This window comes from Lactobacillus sp. M0396 (assembly GCF_016101625.1).
In the GTDB taxonomy this organism is placed as follows: Bacteria; Bacillota; Bacilli; order Lactobacillales; family Lactobacillaceae; genus Lactobacillus; species Lactobacillus huangpiensis.
In genome coordinates this window covers 58700-79584 of sequence record NZ_JACFQE010000003.1, presented here as the reverse complement: position 1 = coordinate 79584, position 20885 = coordinate 58700, and the positions used below count along the sequence as shown (strand labels likewise).

Annotated in this window: 15 protein-coding genes and 1 riboswitch; of the genes, 3 read left to right on the top strand and 12 right to left on the bottom strand. The window is 35.1% G+C overall.

Annotated features, from left to right (window positions below; translation table 11 throughout):
- Nucleotides 1-70: 70 nt before the first annotated feature.
- The 3 genes from H3T43_RS09600 to H3T43_RS04425 all read right to left on the bottom strand — a co-directional run bounded on the left by H3T43_RS09600 (nucleotide 71) and on the right by H3T43_RS04425 (nucleotide 3068).
- Nucleotides 71-1147 carry an FMN-binding protein gene (locus H3T43_RS09600; protein ID WP_370520784.1) on the bottom strand — a complete coding sequence of 359 codons (1077 nt, stop codon included), beginning with the start codon at nucleotides 1145-1147 and terminating at the stop codon, nucleotides 71-73.
- Nucleotides 1060-1773, bottom strand: coding sequence for an FAD-binding protein (locus H3T43_RS09595; protein ID WP_370520783.1), 714 nt, complete (start codon nucleotides 1771-1773; stop codon nucleotides 1060-1062). Before H3T43_RS09595 ends, H3T43_RS09600 begins: the two co-directional genes overlap by 88 nt.
- 470 nt (nucleotides 1774-2243) lie before the next feature.
- Nucleotides 2244-3068: a helix-turn-helix domain-containing protein gene (locus H3T43_RS04425; RefSeq protein WP_187153929.1), complete on the bottom strand. Its 825-nt coding sequence runs from the start codon at nucleotides 3066-3068 to the stop codon at nucleotides 2244-2246.
- Between the two features lie 190 nt (nucleotides 3069-3258).
- Here H3T43_RS04425 and H3T43_RS04420 point away from each other — a divergent pair, with 190 nt between their 5' ends.
- Nucleotides 3259-4620 carry an HD domain-containing protein gene (locus tag H3T43_RS04420; RefSeq protein ID WP_198212920.1) on the top strand — a complete coding sequence of 454 codons (1362 nt, stop codon included), beginning with the start codon at nucleotides 3259-3261 and terminating at the stop codon, nucleotides 4618-4620.
- A 69-nt stretch (nucleotides 4621-4689) separates the two neighbouring features.
- Here the strand turns inward: H3T43_RS04420 and H3T43_RS04415 are convergent, their stop codons facing one another.
- The 4 genes from H3T43_RS04415 to H3T43_RS04400 form a co-directional block, all read right to left on the bottom strand.
- Nucleotides 4690-6282, bottom strand: a complete 1593-nt coding sequence (locus H3T43_RS04415) for an ABC transporter ATP-binding protein (RefSeq protein WP_198212918.1) — start codon at nucleotides 6280-6282, stop codon at nucleotides 4690-4692.
- Nucleotides 6283-6307: 25 nt separating this feature from the next.
- Nucleotides 6308-7891 carry an ABC transporter ATP-binding protein gene (locus tag H3T43_RS04410; RefSeq protein WP_198212916.1) on the bottom strand — a complete coding sequence of 528 codons (1584 nt, stop codon included), beginning with the start codon at nucleotides 7889-7891 and terminating at the stop codon, nucleotides 6308-6310.
- On the bottom strand, nucleotides 7881-9482 hold the full coding sequence (locus tag H3T43_RS04405) for an ABC transporter ATP-binding protein (RefSeq protein WP_198212914.1): 1602 nt from the start codon (nucleotides 9480-9482) through the stop codon (nucleotides 7881-7883). The genes H3T43_RS04410 and H3T43_RS04405 overlap by 11 nt, the downstream gene beginning before the upstream one ends.
- A gap of 164 nt (nucleotides 9483-9646) precedes the next feature.
- Nucleotides 9647-10618: a ribose-phosphate diphosphokinase gene (locus H3T43_RS04400; protein ID WP_198212912.1), complete on the bottom strand. Its 972-nt coding sequence runs from the start codon at nucleotides 10616-10618 to the stop codon at nucleotides 9647-9649.
- A gap of 361 nt (nucleotides 10619-10979) precedes the next feature.
- Nucleotides 10980-11078, top strand: a riboswitch (purine riboswitch).
- Between the two features lie 77 nt (nucleotides 11079-11155).
- Between H3T43_RS04400 and H3T43_RS04395 the strand changes: the two genes are divergently transcribed.
- Both H3T43_RS04395 and H3T43_RS04390 read left to right on the top strand, forming a co-directional pair.
- Nucleotides 11156-12544, top strand: a complete 1389-nt coding sequence (locus tag H3T43_RS04395; protein ID WP_198212910.1) for a glycoside hydrolase family 1 protein — start codon at nucleotides 11156-11158, stop codon at nucleotides 12542-12544.
- Nucleotides 12545-12559: 15 nt separating this feature from the next.
- Complete coding sequence (locus H3T43_RS04390; protein WP_034977971.1) at nucleotides 12560-13846, top strand: PTS sugar transporter subunit IIC; 1287 nt, start codon at nucleotides 12560-12562, stop codon at nucleotides 13844-13846.
- A gap of 218 nt (nucleotides 13847-14064) precedes the next feature.
- Here H3T43_RS04390 and murQ read toward each other — a convergent pair whose 3' ends face one another.
- From murQ to H3T43_RS04365, 5 genes are all read right to left on the bottom strand, one after another.
- On the bottom strand, nucleotides 14065-14964 hold the full coding sequence (gene murQ / locus H3T43_RS04385; protein WP_198212908.1) for an N-acetylmuramic acid 6-phosphate etherase: 900 nt from the start codon (nucleotides 14962-14964) through the stop codon (nucleotides 14065-14067).
- A 14-nt stretch (nucleotides 14965-14978) separates the two neighbouring features.
- Nucleotides 14979-16943, bottom strand: coding sequence for a glucose PTS transporter subunit IIA (locus H3T43_RS04380; RefSeq protein WP_198212906.1), 1965 nt, complete (start codon nucleotides 16941-16943; stop codon nucleotides 14979-14981).
- Between the two features lie 163 nt (nucleotides 16944-17106).
- On the bottom strand, nucleotides 17107-18168 hold the full coding sequence (locus H3T43_RS04375) for a DUF871 domain-containing protein (protein WP_198212904.1): 1062 nt from the start codon (nucleotides 18166-18168) through the stop codon (nucleotides 17107-17109).
- A 132-nt stretch (nucleotides 18169-18300) separates the two neighbouring features.
- On the bottom strand, nucleotides 18301-19398 hold the full coding sequence (locus H3T43_RS04370; protein ID WP_198212902.1) for a DUF871 domain-containing protein: 1098 nt from the start codon (nucleotides 19396-19398) through the stop codon (nucleotides 18301-18303).
- Between the two features lie 13 nt (nucleotides 19399-19411).
- A complete protein-coding gene (locus tag H3T43_RS04365) occupies nucleotides 19412-20776 on the bottom strand; it encodes a PTS sugar transporter subunit IIC (RefSeq protein ID WP_198212900.1) in 1365 nt (454 codons plus the stop codon).
- Between the last annotated feature and the right edge of the window lie 109 nt (nucleotides 20777-20885).

Below are 20885 nucleotides of genomic sequence, written 5' to 3'. Positions count from 1 at the left end.
CAGTTATAGCTTTTAATATAACAAACACACCTGCAAATAATGCATTTTACAGGTGCGTTTGAAAAATCTATTACTTTCTCTCTGCCTTATTTAAAGAATCTTTGACAGCTTCTTTTATCGCTCTGCTGGTTTCTGACGCTCCAGAAACGGCGTCAACATCGTATGTGTTTTTCTCAACCATTTTTTGAGATAATTCTTTAACAGCTTTTGAGCCGTAGTCATCACTTTCGGTTTGCTTCAGGATTTCAACATCCACAATCTTACCGGCTTTATTCAATGTAGTTCTGACAACCACGCCATCTCCAATACCTTGATTACTGTATCCTAAATATTGATTAGGGCCAACTTTAAATTTTTGATCGCCTTCATCGCTTGAGGCAACAAAATTATCATTAATTGGTGCACTATTTAGATCCGTTGTACCGATTCTAGATATATCCTGTTTTATAGCAGCGGCATTTTCGCCGGCAATTTTACCGGAAATTAAACAATCTGCAATATTTCCACCGGTAGTATATTTATTAACAAATGGAGAGCCTAATTCACCTGCTTCAAATAAATGTGGAATTGGTGTTCCATTAGGATCTAGTACTTGAGCATGACCGTCACGGCGGCCGCCACCCTGAGTATTAAGCATATTTTGTCTCAGAGCAATTGCATAAAATGGCCCATTTTGACTAAATGCACGCAAAGTTGCAGGGTCGCGGTGATAAGCATAGTCTTTTCCTTGTTGCGCCATAAAATTGAACTCTGAAATTGTCTGAGACAAAACCTCTGGATCTTTACCAATTGCAGAAGCTAAATTAGCAATTGAATCAGCCTTAAAAATATTATCCAAGAAATGAGGCACTTTAAGACCATTATCCGGTTCATTTAGAAGTTCTTCATATTTTTCCTGGTCAAAAATCATATAAGGATGGTTTTGATTCAACGGCACTACCCAATCACCATGATTATAAATATGACCATGTCCATTTAGTTCTGCTTCATTGAAGTAACGACTACCATCTTCACCAACAACGATTGCACTACCTTTTGCTATTTCTGACCAAAAGACATTTAAAGCATATGTCGAACGAATGCCTTCTTTTTCCCTTGGTGAAAGGCCATGAAATTGACCAAGTGATTCAAAGACCGCATATTCCACAATTGAGCATTTACTTCTTCCAGCATTTTAATGCCATCACCCTTATTGTACAGAGAACCAATCAGTGACAAATAAGAAGACTGCAAAAATGTCTGAATCATTTCCTTATTATTTTCAAAACCACCAACAGTTAAAACTACACCGTTATTTGCTTTAATGTTGCGTAAGACATGATTTCGTTCAATTTGAGCGCCTAAAACAATTTTTGAGCCACCATCTTGGATCAAATGTTTAGCTGGACTACTGTACCAAACAGTAATTTTTTCTGAACGATCTAGTACTTTTTGGCGTAAAAGTTTCCACAAAGCAGCATCACTTGTGCCATTATGAACTAAGTAATCATCATAAGGCAATTCAGGATATTCGGTCACATATTTGGTTGAAGGAGTGCCAGCCAGCAATTTCTTCATGCTAACTGGTTTAACACCCAAATATTTTTCAAAATATTCACTCATATTAGCCATTCCTTCAATTAAATTGTTGAATGTTTCTTTGTCTGGCTTCAAAGGTGCCGCCAAATTTTCATGGTACTTTTTTAAAGCTTCATAATCCGTACCAGCTCCTACCATTTGACCAGCATAGCGTGTATTACCACCCTCATGACCTTCTGGCGCACTATCTACCAATAAAACTATAAAACTTTAGCACCACTGTCTGCCGCAAACCTGGCTGCTGTAGCACCAACACCACCAAATCCTAAAACTATTACATCATAAACAGCATCCCATTTAAAACTGTGTTCATTATTCATTATTAAGCCTCCATATAAAAACCTCTGATATAGACAACTTAATTATAATTCTAAATTCAGATATTGTGAATAAGGTAACTAAATAATTAAGAAAAGTTATTAATCGTACTTAATTTTATTTCACAAAATAGTGTACACAAAAAAGCTAATCTCACCCAAACTGTAGCAAAATTAGCTTTCAAAATTATTTATTTTTATCCGTTACGGATCCGGCATTATTATAATTAATCCTCTTAAAAGATTCATGATCTTCCCTCCCTTCAAATTTCTCACTAATTTATTTTTAAATCTATTTTATAACATATGCATCTGCAAGTATTTAAGTTTTCATATTTGAAATATTTTTTACATTCTTTTGACTATTGATTTATAGCCAGATTCATATAAAACTTCTTTGATATTTTCACCTTTTTCCTTATTTCCACCAATTAACTCTGCAAAATAAAGTCCCAAAATTTTAGAAAAGGCCAGTTCTATATTGTTAGGCATCTGTTTTATATAATTTAGAGGCTCTTTACATAAATCAAATTTATTTTTCTTAAAGCACCAATCTACATAATTAATAAGTAAAACACTTAAAGCAACTTCAATTTTTTTATCTAGTTTATTTATATTTTGATAACGTCTTATAATATTTTTAACAAAAAAAGTAGCTTCATCTACGCTGTATACCTGCATTAAGTTGGCAATAAGTATAATTCTATAATATTCTTCATCACTATAGCTTTCTTTAAAAATTAAATTTCTAATACTATTTTTTTGGTCACTAGTTAATTTTTTTAAACCTGATTTATCCTGAGTTTTGACAATTAGCTTAGCAAGCATAATCGAAAATTTAACAAACGGAGTTTGTGGGTTAATTTTTTCAAAATCTTTAATAATTTTTGTCATTTCATAATTATTTTCTGTGTAAGCTACTTTCATGAATTTGTTTATCAGAATAATCAACTTTTTCTTACTTTCTTTTTTATTTTCATAGTCATTGAAAAAATCTTTCGGATCAACATCATGTTTTTGCAAAATTTTTAGAAAGTCATTTGTCCCGATATCATTTAGGCCTCGTTCTACTTTAGAATAAAATGAAACAGAAATGACGTCAGCTGCCATTTCTGTTTGCGTCAATCCTAACTCTTGGCGTAAACTTTTTAGTTTTTTGCCTATATAGTTCATTTAATCACCTATCTCTTTATTGTTATTTATGCCATTATAATTATGAGCACATTTACCAAAACTGGCAAAACTTATTATTTAATTTTAATAAAAAAAAGCAAAAGAACAATGATATTAAACTAAAACTCTTAAGTTTGCTATAATTAAGTAAGTAATATCAAATTAATTCAGCTATCTTAGAAGGTTTCATATGCCAAATTTTCATAACAGTAAACTTAAAAAAGAAGTAGTTTTAAGAGATCCAGTTCACGAGTACATCCACATTGAAGACAAAGTTATACTTGATATCCTGAAAACCCAGGAATTTCAAAGAATGCGCAGAATTAAGCAACTTGGTCCCATTGCATATGTTTTCCCTGGTGCAACACACACACGTTTTGAACATAATCTGGGCGTTTATGAATTAACTCGCAGAATTTGCAATATTTTTGCAAAAAAATATCCATCACACAGGCCTGGTGATGGTCTATGGGACGATAATAACAGATTATTAGTCGAATGTGCTGCACTTCTCCATGATATTGGACATGGACCGTATTCACATACTTTCGAACATCTTTTTGATACAAACCACGAAAAAATTGGTCAAAAGATTATCACTGACTCAAATACAGAAATTAATCAAGTCCTGCGGACAGTTTCACCAAATTTTCCAGGTCTTGTAGCCAGCGTTATTGCTAAAACTTACCCTAACCCACAAGTAGTCAAAATGATTTCTAGTCAAGCAGATGCCGATAGAATGGACTACTTGCAACGCGATGCTTACTTCACTGGAGTTACTTATGGAAAGTTCGATTTATCTAGAATTTTGCAAGAAATTCGCCCATATAGTGAGGGAATTTGCTTTACAATGGCGGGAATGCATGCTGTTGAAGATTATATTGTTTCTCGTTATCAAATGTATCAACAGGTTTATTTCCACAGAGTCGGTCGTTCGATGGAAGTTATTTTACAGCATTTGCTTGAAAGAGCCAAAATCATTTATAAACAAGGGAATTTGCCAGTTACTCCTAGTTTAGCAAAATTTCTGGCTAATGACTGGACGCTTGATGATTACTTGGAGCTAGATGATGGCGTAATGGAAACTAATTTTTCAATGTGGACAAAAGCCAGCGACCCGATTCTATCCGATTTAACAAGGCGCTATCTCTTCAGAAAACCTCTAGCAAGTGTATGTATCAATCCAGAAACCAAAAATCTGTTGCCAAAATTAAAGGATTTAATCAAACAGGCTGGTTTTGATCCAAATTATTACACCGATACCAATTCAGCTTTTGATGAACCTTATGATGCTTATAAACCGACTGGTAAAAATGCTAACAGTCAAATTGAAATTATGCAAGACGATGGGCAATTAATCGAATTATCACATTTGAGTCCTCTTGTACGTTCATTGAATGGCACATTGCAAGGCGACGAACGCTTTTTCTTCCCTAAAATCATGATGTCAAATAGTGATGAGCCCCAGATTTTTGATCCGTTATATAAAAAATTTCAGCGTTATGTTAAAAATGGTACTTTGCGATACTTGAGAAAACCAAAAAATAAATAAACAGCTGAATCGCTGATTCAGCTGCTTTTACTACTTTTGTTATGATTTAAGTTAAAAGTATAATTCTTTTCAATCTTTAACTTTTTTGACCAAATGAATTTCTCTGTCGAATAGCTGTTTCATTTGTTCATTAAAACTGTGAGCGATAAAAATAACGGTAGCAGTAGTAGACGTCACTTCATGCAAGATTTGCATAGTAGCTTGCTGATCGATTGCACTAGTTCCTTCATCAATCAAAATTATTTCACTTTGATGAACTAAAGCCCGCACCAGAACAATTTTTTGTCTTTGTCCTCCTGAGATATTTAACTTGTTCAAATCGATTTTTTGATTTAATCCTTCATCAAATTTGGCAATATCACCTGCTAATTGTACTTTTTCAACCAGTGACGGTAAAGCGCTCTTTAATTTGTCTACAAACATCGTCATGTTGTCAGCAACGCTCACCGGAAAAAGCACAGGATCTTGGGGAATATAGCCAATTTTACTCATATCTGGGTTAACCACAGCACCATCCTTGTCTTTAAAAACAATCTGCCCTGAAGTTGGTTTGATTTGTCCGAGAATGAGTTTAAACAAAGTTGATTTTCCAGCTCCAGAATCACCAGTCAGAAGCACTTTTTCACCTGACTTAATATTAATGTCTGGAAAAATTAGGCTTTCACCATTAGGAAATTGCAAACTAAGATCATGGGTACTAAGTGATGCTGGAGTTGCTACTTCTTCAGCTTGCTCTTTTTTAACTGGCGCAGCCGTTTGGGCAATCTCCTGATTTAAAGTTTTGGAGGCCTTTATTTGTCCATAACGACTAACTATGATTTGAATACTTTGCCTTAAGTAGAGATTACAATTGCCTACTCCAGTGATTGCACCAAATGCTACTATTTTAGCTTGGAACAAATAACCCGTTAGTAAGAATAAAATTAATGAAAAAGAAACTGATACCAATCCATTAATTATACTTAGTAATTGCGTAATCCCATTTTGCTTGACATAAGCATCTTCTAGCTCTTTAGCTGCATCATTAGTTACTTTAAATAGTTTTCCTCCGGCAAAATAACGTTGTAGTTCTTCAAGGCCATTAAGCCACTTTCCTAAGCAATCGAGATATTGATTATTACTTTTTGAAATCTTGGTCATTGAATTTTGTAGTGGCTTTTCTAATAATTTTGGTAACAATAATGAAATAGCCACCATCAAAATAATTGTGAGAAGTAAACTCCAGTGTAATGAAATAAGCAGAACAATTACAGATACTAAATTAATAACACCACCAATTAGATCAAAAAATGGTGCAAAATAATTTTCTTGGCTCTGATTCAGGTCATTTGTTAATCGATTTTGAATCTGGGCAACAGAATGCTCTTTTTGATCCGCATAAAAGTGAGATACAGATCTTTTTCTGATATGAAAATTAAATTCCTCTTGTTGTTTTGATAGAAAGAACGCATGCAGTCCTTGTATTAAATATTGAAATAAGAAAGGCATAAATGAAATGACATTTATAATTAAAAATTGTTGGAATTTCTGTTGCTGAATTGCTGTGGTTAAAAGCATAATTAATTGTGTAGTTACAATTGGTAAAGTCCACTCTAAAACGGTAATCAAAATTAGTATCATGAAGCGTAAAGGGTTTTGCTTATAAAAGTCCTTAATTGTCATAATATCTTACCTCCTTTTTATTGCTTTATGTTTTCGTTAAGTGAATTTCTCTGTCAAACATTTCTTTCATCTGATCATTAAAGCTGTGTGCAATAAAGATTACTGTAGCAGAACTCGATGTGATTTCCCGCAAAATTTGCATTGTCGCTTGCTGGTCAATAGCACTGGTTCCTTCATCAATCAAAAAAATTTCACTTTGATGGACTAAAGCTCGTACTAGAACAATCTTTTGTCTTTGACCACCAGAAATATTCAATTTGTTTAAATCGATTTTTTGTTCTAAACCATCATCAAACTTGGCAATATCGCCAGCAAGTTGAACTTTTTCAACTAATTGTGGCAGTGCACTTTTTAATTTATCGGAAAACATAGTCATGTTATCAGCAATGGTTACCGGAAAAAGCACAGGGTCTTGCGGAATATAGCCAATTTTACTCATATCTGGATTAATCCTTGAACCATCTTTATCTTTAAATATGATTTGTCCAGAACTTGGCTTGATTTGTTCTAAAATAAGTTTAAACAATGTTGATTTGCCAGCTCCTGAATCTCCAGTCAACAATATTTTTTCACCTTGTTCAATATTAATATCAGGAAACTGCAACCTTTCACCATTGGGAAATTGTAAATTCAGATTGTGAGTGCTAATCGCAACTGGTCTTACCTTTTTTGTAGTTTGCACCTTTTCTACTGGTGTCGCTGTTTTAGCAATTTCTTTATTTAGAGTTTCGGACCCCTTCATTTTCCCATAAGAGGTTACTATAAACTGAATTCCCTGTCTCAAATATGATTGGCAGTTGCCTACTCCGGTAATGGCACCAAACACAACTAGTTTTTGTTGAAACAAATAACCAACTAATGAAAATAAAATCAAAGAGAAAATAGCCGATACTAGACCATTTATTACGGTTAGTAGTTGCATAACACCATTCTGTTTAACATTAGCATCTTCTAAATTTTTAGCAGCTTTACTCGTTACTTTAAATAATTTTGCACCACTAAAATAGCGTTGTATTTCTGCAAGTCCATTAAGCCATTTCTCCAGGCAATCTAGATATTTTTGGTTGGTCTTAGAAACTTGAATCATTGAATTTTGTAAGGGCTTCTCCAACAGCTTTGGCAAAATTAAGGAGATTAGTACCATTATTGATATGGTAACAAGCAAACTCCAATGTAATGAAACCAATAATATAATGGTAGAAACTATAATGACTACTCCTCCAATTAAGCTAAAAAAAGGAGTAATATAATTTTGCTGACTTTGAACTATATCATTGGTTAACCGGTTTTGAACTTGTGCTACTGCATGGTCTTTTTGATCTGCATAAAAATGACTAACAGTTTTTGCTCTGATTGCAATGTTATATTGTTCTTCTTGTCGCGACAAAAGGTAGTTTGACAGCCCTTGCATTAAATAATCTGATATTACGCATAGAAAGGAATATAAAATAGCAATTAAAAAGTTTTTAAAGTTTCCCATCTGAATTGCCGTTGTTAAAAGCATGCTGATTAAAGTAGTAATTATTAAAAGACAATAGAAACCAATATTGATTAAAAGTAAAACAATAAAGCGTAAAGGATTTATCCTATAAAATTCTTTAATTGTCATTTTGATTACCTGATTTTTTATTTGATTTTAAATTGATTTGATAATCAAACTTGTCTTTTAGTTCCGGACTGAAGTTATGTGCAATCATTAAAAGTGTTTTATCGGTATCGAGCAAATTGCCAATAATTTCACTGGTAGACTTACTATCAACTGCACTAGTTGCTTCATCAAGTAACAAAAATGGTTCATCATGAATTTCAGCCCTGGCTAAAACTACTTTTTGTCTTTGTCCACCTGATAAATTGCCTTGATCTAAATCAACCGTTGTATTAATTTGATTTGGAAACTTTGCTAAATCTGGTACCAACTGAACTTTTTGGACAGCTTCTTTTAGTTTGCTAACCAATTTACTGTTAAACATCGTAATATTATTTGCAATAGTATCAGGAAAGAGCGTTGCATCTTGTGCTATGTAACCTAGTCGAGCTTGCTGAGGCGATATTTTAGTCCCATCTTGAGCAGTAAAGTAGACCTCACCAGTTTTGGGCTTAAGTTGTCCCAGCAGGACTTTGAATAGAGTTGACTTACCTGTGCCTGAATCTCCTGAAAGTAAGACCTTATCGCCTTTATTAATAGTAAAATCAGGATAAGATATACTTTCTCCATTTTGATATTGCACTTTCAAATTGTGACATTCAACACCATAAACAACCGTTCCAGGCTTCTTTTCAGGTATTGATTTTGTTAAATCAGCAATTTCCTGACGTAACTTTTTGGTTGATCTCATTTGCGTCATTGCGTTAATAACTTCCCAGAGACCATTAAAAATGGTCGAAGCAAAGCTACCTGTTATAAACCAATCACCCAAAGTGATTATATGATTAAAAAATAGTAGTCCACTGAATAAACTTGACCCAATTTGACCAATAGCATTACCTAAGCCGTTAATACTAATCGAGATTCCTTGTACTTTTTTTCTATAAACATTGGCTTCTGCCAGTTTCCGACTATCTTGACCAAGTGCTCTATCTAGTCGGCCGCTTGCACTGTATCTGCGCAATTCACTTAAACCAGAAAACCAATTTTCAATTGTATTTAAAAACTGCGCGTTTTTCTTGGCTGCTGCGGCTGTGGAATTAGATAACTTTTTTGTCATAATTTTAGGTAGAGTCAACACAATAATTGCCGCTACAGCAACAAATAAAATTAATGACCAGTGAAGAGTTATCAATGTACCAATTGCGAAGATAAGACTTAACAAGTTGGTCCAAATTTGAATCCAAGGCGTAGCATAATCGTCTGTTAAAATCTTGAGATTATTGCCTAACTCATTTTGTATTTCTGATACCTTATAACCGCCAGAATTGTAATACCGCCGCATTATTTGGGAACGAATATTATGTAAGCATTCTTGAACTTGCTTATTAAACAAAAATGTTCCTAATGGTAAGGTCAAAACAGTAAAGATTGATACAATAAAATCAATGACTAACCAAAATACAAATCTGTCCCAGTTGCCTTTTGTTAAATCATTGATTGCATATTTAAAAAGGTATGTTGCCAATGTTCCACAAATGGCATAACATAAGAAAATAATTAGAATGAAAATACCCCGAAAAATATTGGTTTTAAAAAGATTTTTAAGTTTCATTGCTCTTTTATCCTTTCATCTTTTGTATGTTTTTATTAAACTTTAATTTTATTTTAAATGCAATAGAATTTCACTAAGGGGTCAATAAAGCAGACTAAGTGGTAATTCTGCCAAACTAAAAGATCTGCTTAAGTTAAGCAGATCTTAGTAAATTTTATAATTTATTAATGTTTATCTTTTTCGTATCTAGTGTTAAATAAAGGACTGAGTGGTTCATGTTTTTGAATGCATTTGATTGCATCCCCAATAAGCGGACCTACTGAAACCAGAAGAGTTTTTTCCAACTTCTTTTCTACTGGCTGATTAATAGAATCTGTCAATACCAAATTTTTAATCGGAGAATCATTCAATCTTTGGATAGCTGGACCTGATAAAACTGCGTGAGTAGCACTGGCATAAACTTCAGTAGCTCCAGCATCTATTAAAGCTTGAGCAGCTAGTGTAATAGTGCCTGCTGTATCAATCATGTCATCAATAATGATTGCACGTTTACCCTTGACATTGCCAATGATATTCATTACTTCAGAAACATTTGCGCGAGGACGACGCTTATCTACAATCGCAATAGGTGTCTTCAAAAACTCAGCCAGTTTGCGAGCACGGGTTACTCCACCATGATCAGGCGAAACGACAACAGCATCTTCTTGTAGTTTGTTTCTCAAAAAGTAATCAGCAAGTAATGGTGCACCCATTAAATTATCAACAGGAATATCGAAAAATCCTTGAATTTGTGGTGCATGCAAATCCAGTGACAAGACTCTGGTTGCTCCAGCTTCTTGCAACATGTCAGCTACTAACTTAGCAGTAATTGGTTCACGTGGTCTAGTCTTACGATCTTGCCGAGCATAACCATAGTAAGGAATCACAATATTAATTGTTTGTGCACTTGCACGGCGCACAGCGTCAATCATGATCAACAATTCCATTAGGTTATCATTAACCGGTACACTGGTTGACTGAATCAAATATACATCCTTACCCCGAACAGATTCATCAATGTTAATTTGAATTTCACCATCGCTAAAGCGTTGCACACTGGACTTACTCAGTGGCACTCCCACCCGCTGTGCAATTTTTTCCGCCAGCGGAACATTGGAATTGAGGGCAAACAACATCATATTGTCTTTATAAGACATAATTTCCTCCGTATTAAAATTGTTAACAACTTATTATTTTACCAAAAGTTGTCTGAAAAAGTTACTTCTGATATTATTATTCAACTTTAACGAACGACATTCAAGCCCTGAATCTTAGTTTATGAAGTAAATTATATAAGTTTTTAGCTAAACTCCAGTGAATACCAAAATGAAAGTTAATACTATTTAAAAAAATGACTGTCAAGTTTAAGTACTTCACGTATTCAGTTTTTACTCTTGCAAAAAATATTTTCACCAGTTGTTTTAGCTATATGAATATTGTTTTATTGCTTATTTAGCCATTTTGGATACTTTTGCTTGATCAAAAAGTCATTGAAGAAAAACTTTTACTTTGCTAAAATTCAAAACATAAACAAATATCTATATAATGTCGAAATGAGGTCGGCAGTTTCTACACGTTAACCGTAAATTGCGTACTATAGATAAAAGGTGAAGAGAACTTTTACGTTCTTCCGGTCTTTTTCTATGCACTAGAAAAAGATTTTTTTGTGTTTTACTTTTGAAAGGGAGGCAAATATGAATAGTAATTTCCTTTGGGGCGGCGCTACAGCATCCTATCAGTGTGAGGGTGCCTGGAATATTGATGATAAGGCTGAATCCATGTGGGATCATTATTTACATGAAAATAATTTAGAAAACGGTGATGTAGCTAGCGATCATTATCATCATTTTGAAGAGGATATCAAAATGATGAAAGATGGTGGTCAAAGTGCATACCGTTTTTCTTTGTCTTGGCCCCGCATTATCAAAAATCGTGCCGGGGATATTAATCCGAAAGGAATTGAGTTTTACAATAAACTAATTAATTGTTGCCTTAAAAATGGCATAACGCCTTTTGTGACACTTTATCACTGGGATCTGCCACAGTACTGGCAAGAGGTTGGTGGCTGGCTCAATCTCGACACCAGCCGTGCTTTTGCCCACTACGCTGAAGTTTGTTTTAAAGCTTTTGGCGATAAAGTTAAGCTCTGGACAACTTTTAACGAACCAAAATGGTTTACTGTCAATGGCTATTTGATTGGCAACTATCCGCCGGCTGAACATGATCTACAACACACGATCACTTGCGGTTTTAACGTGATGTATGCCAGTGCATTAGCTATTCAAAAATTTCGTCAGGGAAATTTTCAGGGACAAATAGGCATTGTTCATAGTTATTCACCAATTGATGGCATAGACGATACAATAGAAACCAAAATCGCCATGCGGAATGCTGATAATTATGCTAACAACTGGGTTTTAGATACCGCTGCACTAGGTAGTTTTCCCATTGATTTGATAGCTAAACTTAGTGAGACTAATGATATTTCTTTCATGAAACCTGACCTTCTAAAAACAATAGCGGAAAATACAGTTGATTTTTTAGGTTTAAATTATTACGCCCGTACATTAGTAAAACCATATACTTCCGGCGAAACGAAAATGGTATTTAACAATTCCGGTAAAAAAGGTTCAACTCAAATGAGAATAAAAAACTGGTTTGAACAGGTAATGGATCCAAATAGTGAATACACTGAATGGGATACTGAAATATATCCCAAAGGGTTAGAGGATGGCTTAATTCGTGCATACCAAAAATATCATTTGCCTATCTATGTGACAGAAAATGGTGTTGGCTTTCATGAAAATATTAATGTAAGTGAAGTCAAGGATGACTACCGCATTTCCTTTATGAATGATCATATAAATGCTTTGATGAATGCACAAGACAAAGGAGCTGATGTCAGAGGTTACTTTACCTGGTCCCCATTTGATCTGTATTCATGGATGAACGGGGTCGAAAAACGTTATGGCTTAGTGGCCGTCGATTTTTCAACATTAAAGCGTAAGCCAAAAGCTTCCTACTTTTGGTACAAAAAAATTATTAATTCAAATGGTAAATTGATTGAACGTAGGGAATACTAAAGTAGGAGATTGAACATGGAAACTACAAAAATTACTTCTTGGATGGATAAACACATTACACCATTTGCTAATAAAATGGCCAATCAACGTCATCTTGCAGCAATTAGAGACACTTTTATGACACTTCTGCCAATCACATTGTTTGGTTCAATTTTTGTCATAATCGGTGCTGCGCCACCTGTTACCAAACATAGTAATGGCTTATTAATAGCTTGGGCTCACTTTGCTCAAAAGAATGCTTTAACTCTTTCTTGGTTAAGTTCCGTTTCGATGAGCGCAATGTCAGTTTTTATTTGCGTCGGTATTACCTACTTTTTATGCCAGCATTATAAAGAAAATCCTCTATCGCCTATTATGTTTTCTTTAGCAGGATTTTTTATGTTAGTTTTTGATCCTAAAAAACTCGGCTTCACTGGAAATTTTGCAGACATTAGTTATTGGGATGGCCGTGGAATTATCATTGCCATTTTGATTGCTATTCTAACAACGGAAGCGTACCACGCAATGCGTAAGCACGATTTTGGTCGTATTAAGATGCCTAAAGGAGTGCCATCAGCTTTATCAGAAAGTTTTGCTTCATTTGTTCCAGCACTAGTTATTTTAGCAGTAGACGCAATTATTTTTATAATTTGTCAAGCAAACCATACTACAGCAGTTAAAGCCATTTACAGCTTCTTATCACCAAGTTTTAAGGTTGCAGACAGCTTGCCAGCAACAATCTTTTTAACTATTTTAGTACAGCTCTTTTGGTTTTTCGGTATTCACGATGCTGCTCTCGCTGGTATTCTGGGACCAATTCGTGATGGTAATCTCTCTATCAATGCTAGCGCTAAGTTAGCAGGCAAAGCACTACCAAGAATTTTCACTACTCCTTTTTGGGTTTACTTTGTTATTATCGGTGGCTGCGGTTCAGTATTAGCTTTAGCGATTATAATGTCATTTTCGAAATCTAAGCAACTAAAAACAGTGGGTAGAGTTGGTTTAATTCCAGCACTATTTGGAATTTCTGAGCCTATGATATTTGGTACTCCGTTAATGCTAAACCCAATCTTTTTCATTCCCTTTATTTTTACTTCCACGGTTAACGCTATCCTCAGTTACCTTTCAATGTCATTTGGATTGGTAAAGAAGACATTTGCACTATTTTCATGGCAAATGCCGGCGCCAATTGGAGCATTTTTATCAACTATGGATTGGCGGGCTCCAATATTAGTAATATTATTGATTGTAATTGATGGCTTAATGTATTACCCATTCATGAAAATTTACGAAAGAAGCTTATTAAAGGAAGAAAACAGTTAGCAACAGAGCTTTAATCAAATTTCTTATTCAATTAAAAAACTAAATTCTATTGAGAACTAATTTCCAATTTTCAAGCGAAATTAGTTCTTTTTATTTGAAAACTTTCTCTCCTTATTGTTAGTTAATAATAGAAATTTTCTTTTCTATATTATCTGGAATTAAAAAAGTGTTCCTTATAATTATAGCTTTAGCTATTAAGGAACACTTAACTAAAATTTTTAATTCAAACTATTTAAAACGTCACTTACAATGCCATGATATTTAGCTAACAATTGTTTCGCTACTATTTTACTTTTACCCGTTTTAGCCATCACTATTGCAAGAGCAACATCATTGTCTGCTTTTTTTAAAAAGCTTAGAGCTTTAGCAGTCGGAATTTCTGCCGTTTCACTAATAATACGGCAAGCACGATCAACTAGCTTATCATTGGTTGGTTGCACATCAATCATCACATTTTGATAAACTTTGCCTTGTCTTATCATTACACCGGTTGAGATCATATTTAAAATCATTTTTTGAGCAGTACCGGCTTTCATACGGGTTGAGCCGGTTATCACTTCAGGACCAACCACAGCATTAATTGCAATTTCAGCGATTTGACCTATCACTGAATTTGGCACACAAGCTACGGCTATAGTTAGAGCTTGGACTTTAGCGGCATATTTTAACCCACCAATAACATAAGGAGTTCGGCCACTGGCAGCTAAGCCAATAACAATATCATTTGCCGTTAATTTAAGATTTTTCAGGTCAGTTTCTCCCACTGTGATGGAATCTTCTGCACCCTCTACAGCAGCAAACATAGCTTTTTTGCCACCTGCAATCAAGCCAATTGCTCTTTCCGGCTTAATACCGTATGTCGGAACTAGTTCAGCTGCATCAAGCACGCCTAATCGTCCACTAGTTCCAGCGCCAATATATATTAAGCGTCCTCCAGCAGAATATCTTGTGGAAGCCTGATCAATTGCTTTAGCAATTTGATCGCTCTCTCCAGCTACAGCAAGAGCTACTTTTTTATCTTCAGCATTGATCGTTTTGACCATATCCAATGTAGACATCGTATCAATGTGTGTTGTTGCTGGATTTCGCGCTTCAGTTTCTAAGTTTTTAATTTCCATATTCTATCCGTTAATTAATTCGTTTTTACAGTTGCAACAATCTGATTTGCAGTAACCTTTCCTGTAGCAATAGGAGAAATACTTGTGACATCTTCCATATTGTTAATCATTACCATCACGTCTGTTGGCTTGCCCGCAGCTTTGATAGCAGGAACATCCATTTGAGCAATAATGTCGCCGTGTTTAACATACTGTCCACTGTTTACTTTTATTTCAAATGGAGCACCCTTTAATTCAACAGTGTCAATTCCAAAATGCAAGACTAATTCCAATGGACCTTGATCTGATTCCATTGTAACTGCGTGTTTCGTATCCATAATTGTTAAAATACGTCCATCAACTGGAGCAACAATTTTACCGTCATTATCAGGTATCACAGCAAAGCCGTCTCCCAGCATTTTTCGAGCAAAAACATCATCTTTTACTGCAGATAATTCTTCCAATTCACCATTCACAGGACTGGCTAAATCAACTTCAACACTTTCGTGACTTGTTTCATTATTCTCGGGGTTAACAAAAGAGCCATCCTCATTTTTAGCAACTACAGCGCTCTTAGGTACACCAAAGAAATAAGTTAGAATAAAACCGCCAATATAAGCTGCTAATAGACCAATACAATAATTTAATGCTTTATTGTGGGCAATTAACGGAATTAAGGCAATACCAGATGTACCAATAGCAATTGAGCCAACATTGCCGAAGGCTCCTAAAACGGCACCACCAATACCACCACCTAAACATGCAGTAATGAAGGGACGACCTAAAGGAAGAGAAACACCGTAAATTAGTGGTTCGCCCACTCCTAAAATTCCGACGGGCAAAGCCCCCTTAATTAGTTTAGTTAATTCTTTGTTCTTACGACATTTAACCCATAAAGCAATTGCAGTACCTACTTGTCCGGCACCAGCCATTGCTAAAATAGGCAAAAGCGGCGTATAACCCATCTTTTGAATCATTTGCACATGAATCGGCGTTAAAATTTGATGCAGGCCAAACATAACCATTGGTAGGAACACTGCACCTAAAATAAAGCCGGCAACAGGTCCACCAACCTTTAAGACCCAGTTAATTCCGCCAACGAGTAGGTTTGAAACCCAACCAGCAAAAGGCATAATGATAAAAATAGTAATTAATCCCATTATTAATAAAGTTAAAAATGGAGTAAAAATAATATCAACTGAATCAGCCATATATTTGTGGAAGAATTTTTCAACATATGACAGAAGCCATACTGCAAGTAAAACTCCAATAATACCACCCTGTCCAGCAGCTAATGGCTGACCATTAAAAATATTTGGTATTACCATAGGAGCCACTACACCAGGCAACAGCACCACTCCACCGATGATCCCACCAAGTCCAGGTGTGGCATTAAATTCCTTAGCAGCATTAATACCAACATAAATATTTAAGTAGAAAAATAATCCATTTGCAATCACACCTAAAACGGTGATGCCCAGGTTCCAGCTTGCCGGCAGCATTTTGGCTGTCAACATATTTCTTAAAATACCTGATACACCGGAAATTAAGCCGGCACCAACAAATGCTGGAATTAAAGGTATAAAGATAGCCGAAATATGTTGCAAGACAATACGCCACCAAGTTTGCTTTAAGCTGGCTTTATGGGCTACGTGAACTTCTTCAGCTTTCTCCATAACTTCGCTCTTGTCTTTTTGATAAGAACTTTCCTTAGCTGTTACATCTGGAAAAGAATCATTTTCATTTACCCCAGCTGCATTAACCATGCTTTGAGCAACTTTAGCATTTACACCAGGACCTAAAACTACTTCCAGCGTTTCGCCATCAACTACTCCCAAAATGTCTTTAACTTGTTTTAAACCAGCTAAATCCACTTTAGATTTATCCCTGACCGTAATTCTTACTCTGGTCATACAATGGTATAAAGATTTAACGTTTGCAATACCACCAATATGATCATAGATTTCTTGGCCTATTTCGGAATATTTATCTGTACTCATTTTTTCCTCCTTTTTTAAAGACAAAATAAGTATATTATTTATTAGACCAATTTGCAATCTATGATGTAATTTTGCTAAAATACATAGTTAATCGGATTATACCATTTTTAAAATAAGCAATTATAGATTTGTCATTATTTCTATATTTATATGATATAAAAAGTTATTCCAATTTATTCGTGACAGGTTCAAAAATAATTTTTTGTCCCGACTCTATTTGATCCAAAAGGGGTAAATCATATGCAGCCACATGTCCCAAAATATTAACTTTGCTATCGGAAGGCAGATCACGTTTAGCTATTTGCAATTCACCTTGATAACGTAAATATTTCGTATTGTCACAAGTAATTGTTCCTTTAGTTCGAGATTTAGGATTTTCCTGAGGTGCGACATCAAAAAGCTGACGGCTGCGTCCTTCATTAAGCCTAACAACATCACGCGCTACGTCTGGTCTATTATGCCATTCATATTGAAACAGCTTGGGTATTTTTTCCTTAACATGAAGGGTTATAATCTTCTTTTTTGTATAATTTTTAAAACTGTCAATCATTTGCGCTGACAAACAAGCATCACCGATAAAAACATGATCACAACCCAAATGTTTTAATTCCAACATTGCTGCTAAAGGATTCTCTCCTCTTTGCTTTTCCAAAGTAGGTAATCCAGCATGAATTGGACCACGTAAATCAGCATCACCAGCGACAAATGCCATCGTTTCAAGATTCATGTGATGTAACCAATCATTTTTCTCTTTTAACCAATTCGAATCCAGACCGGTTTCAGGACGAGGATAAAAATTATGCCAAGCTTGTAAGTTTTCGAAGTTAGCGCCGTGTTCTCGTAAATCTGTGATGTCATCCTCATTTATAGTACTAGCGTTCAGAGCAATAGGCCTTTTCTGCGATAGTTTAGCAATAATAGTTGCTGACACGCCATCGTCTATTCTAAGTCCAGTCAGGCCTAAGCTTTCAACCTGTTCTTCATTTTCAAGTGAAAGCCCTAACCTTGCCATACCACTCTCAGAAACATCAGCAATGATATCAGTTTCTAAATTTTTACACCATTTAGTCAATTCTGTTAATCTTCTCACTATTATTTTAGGATCATCTTCAGGAATATGCAGTGAAGTAAAAATAGTTGTTAATCCCGCATTCCGCATTGCAAGTAAATAATTATAATCATCAGCCGTTAAATCACGGTTGAGATAAATTGAAAAACCTAACATACATTTTTCCCCCCCTTTAAATGTGAAATCACTTACAGACATTATTATACTATTTTATATATACGGAGATTATGAGTAACTAAAAAAATCGTGAACTATTGTCCACGATTTTTAATAATCAAGTCAATGTAATCAACTTTTTTGCAATATAAACGTACTCCAAGGTTCAATAGATTTTAACAAGTCTAAGTCATCGGGATGTAAGTGTCCTACAAGATTACGTCTGCCATCATTAACAAATGGTGTTAAAACAATTTGAAGCTCTCCTTTATACCTCGGATATTTATCATTAACAACAACTATATCTCCTCTTGCAAAAGATGATTTGTCATTATTATGAGCTGGAATATCCTCCTTAGCATAAACAACACGAGGCTGCGTGTCGCGTAACAGAAATGCAGAAGCATCACCGCGATACAAATGAGGCTCTTTTAAGCAAATCGTTTGCTCAATTGGTAAAATATCATCTTCAAAATCGATTTCTAAAGTAGGAAATGAACTGTTAAAAGCATTTGCTGCAGCAGCTAACTCATCTTCACTGGCAAAAGCGTTGCCAATAATAATGTCATCAATCATTTTACTCAAACGTAAGTGAGTAACCTGACTAAAAATGCCCCGCTTACGATCACTTTCAAGTGTAGGTAAGCCTTCATGAACAGGCCACGGACCAAATTTAGCATTTTTTGATGAAATAAACGCAGCTGTATGCAATCCATAATCACGATACTTTTGTGAATATTCATTAAAAATTTTTTCACTTAATCCCGTATATTCTTGCGGATAAAAGTTATGACAACCAATTAGATTATCATTCTCCGGATTATAAGCCATGATACTATCTAGGTAATTGGTTCCCCTGCTCATATTAAGTTCAATTTTTAATCCATATTGATTATGAGTCATTGAAGCCTCTTCCATGCCACTGAAGCCTTCATCTAGACGCAAGCCCCAGACACCTAAGTTATGGAAAAAAACAAGATCATTGTAATCAATTTTTAGTTCTTTAAATAAAACAGGGTTAATATCTACTACCGTTTTAAAGCCTAGTTCATTAGCATAAGCTACATCTTTCTTTAACTTTGCAAGTATATCTTCTCCACTTGCACTTTTTAATTGCAAAAGTGATGTAAATATTCTGCTATAGCCATAATGATGGGCTAAATCCATATATTTTTTATCCTGTTCAAATGTACTTTGCTCGGGATAAAGTGAAATACCTAATTGTTTCATAAACTATTGCTCCTTAAACTTTATTAACTTTTTTAGGATCAATGTTATTAGAAGCAATAACAAATGGTGCATAAATCAAGAAACCTACGACCATATTAACAATTTGTAAAATAACTGGACGCCAGTCAATCGTTGCCATTATTGAATTAAGGAATGGCGGCATTGCCCAAGTTGTCTGTACGGCAACTCGGTTTACCAAGCCAAGACTTAGAGCACCATATGCAATTGATACCATAACTAATGGAGCAAGAATAAATGGAATAATGTAAATTGGATTCAAAACAATTGGCATACCAAACATCATAGGTTCATTAATGTTGAAGATTCCAGGTACGAGAGAAATCTTAGCAACAGCACGTTCATCTTCACGCTTTGAAAAAGCAAGAACAGCTAAAATGAGTAACAGAGTTGAACCTGCACCACCGATCCAAACATAAAGGTCAAAGTCACTTCTAGTCCACATATACGGTAATGCTTTTTGCACCTTATGTGCATTAGTATTGGCAATCAGTGCAGTAGTCCAAATACTTTCTGTAACTGGTGCCAATACATTGGTACCATGGATACCAAAGAACCAAAACAGTTGGACTAAGAATACAATCAGTAACAACGAGCCATATCCTTGACCCATCTTCATTAGAGGCTCTTGAATTGTTTTGGCAATTAAGTCAATAACTGTTGTGTTTTTAAGAGTGAATAGATAGTCAATAATACCAACAACGAGCAAACCAGCAGTCGCAGGAATAATACCTGTAAAGGCATTAGAGACAGCTGGCGGAACACTGTCAGGCATTTTAATAGTAATATGTTTCTTTACTAAAGCAATATATATTGCAACAGAAATGGCACCCATAATCATAATGGTAAAGAAGCCGTAAGCACCAAAGTACTTGCTAAAATTAAACCATCCCCAAGCACTAATATTCTTGCCATTAACAGCCATTTGAGCATCAGTTAATGTTTTTATATCTCCCTTAGTAAGAACATTTTTCAAGTCAGCTGAAAAACTCTGAGGCAAGCTCATGATAAAGGTACCTAATGTAAGCAGGCCACCTGCGATTGGTTCAACTTTATATTGGATACACATTTGATAGCCAAACGTGAAGGCAAACAGCAATCCTAGAATCGCTGTTGAACCTGTCCAAACCAGTCCATTAATACTAATGAGCCATTGCATTGAGTTAACAACGCCCATCCATCCTAGGTTAGTGGGAACATCCCTAAAGATGGCATTTAATACACTAGCTACTGAACCAGCCAGCATAATAGGCATAATGGAGATAAAGGCATCACGCAGTGCAACAAGCCACCGAAGAGATCCGATCTTAGCCGCAACAGGAACGAGATGCTTGTTTAGCCAGTTAATTATAGCATTCATAATAATTCCTCCTACTAATATTTCACTACACTTGCATTATACCATAGCAAATGGAAACGTTTACCATTTTACAGGCGGAAATTATTGTGGCTGTAAGTTTTATGACTTT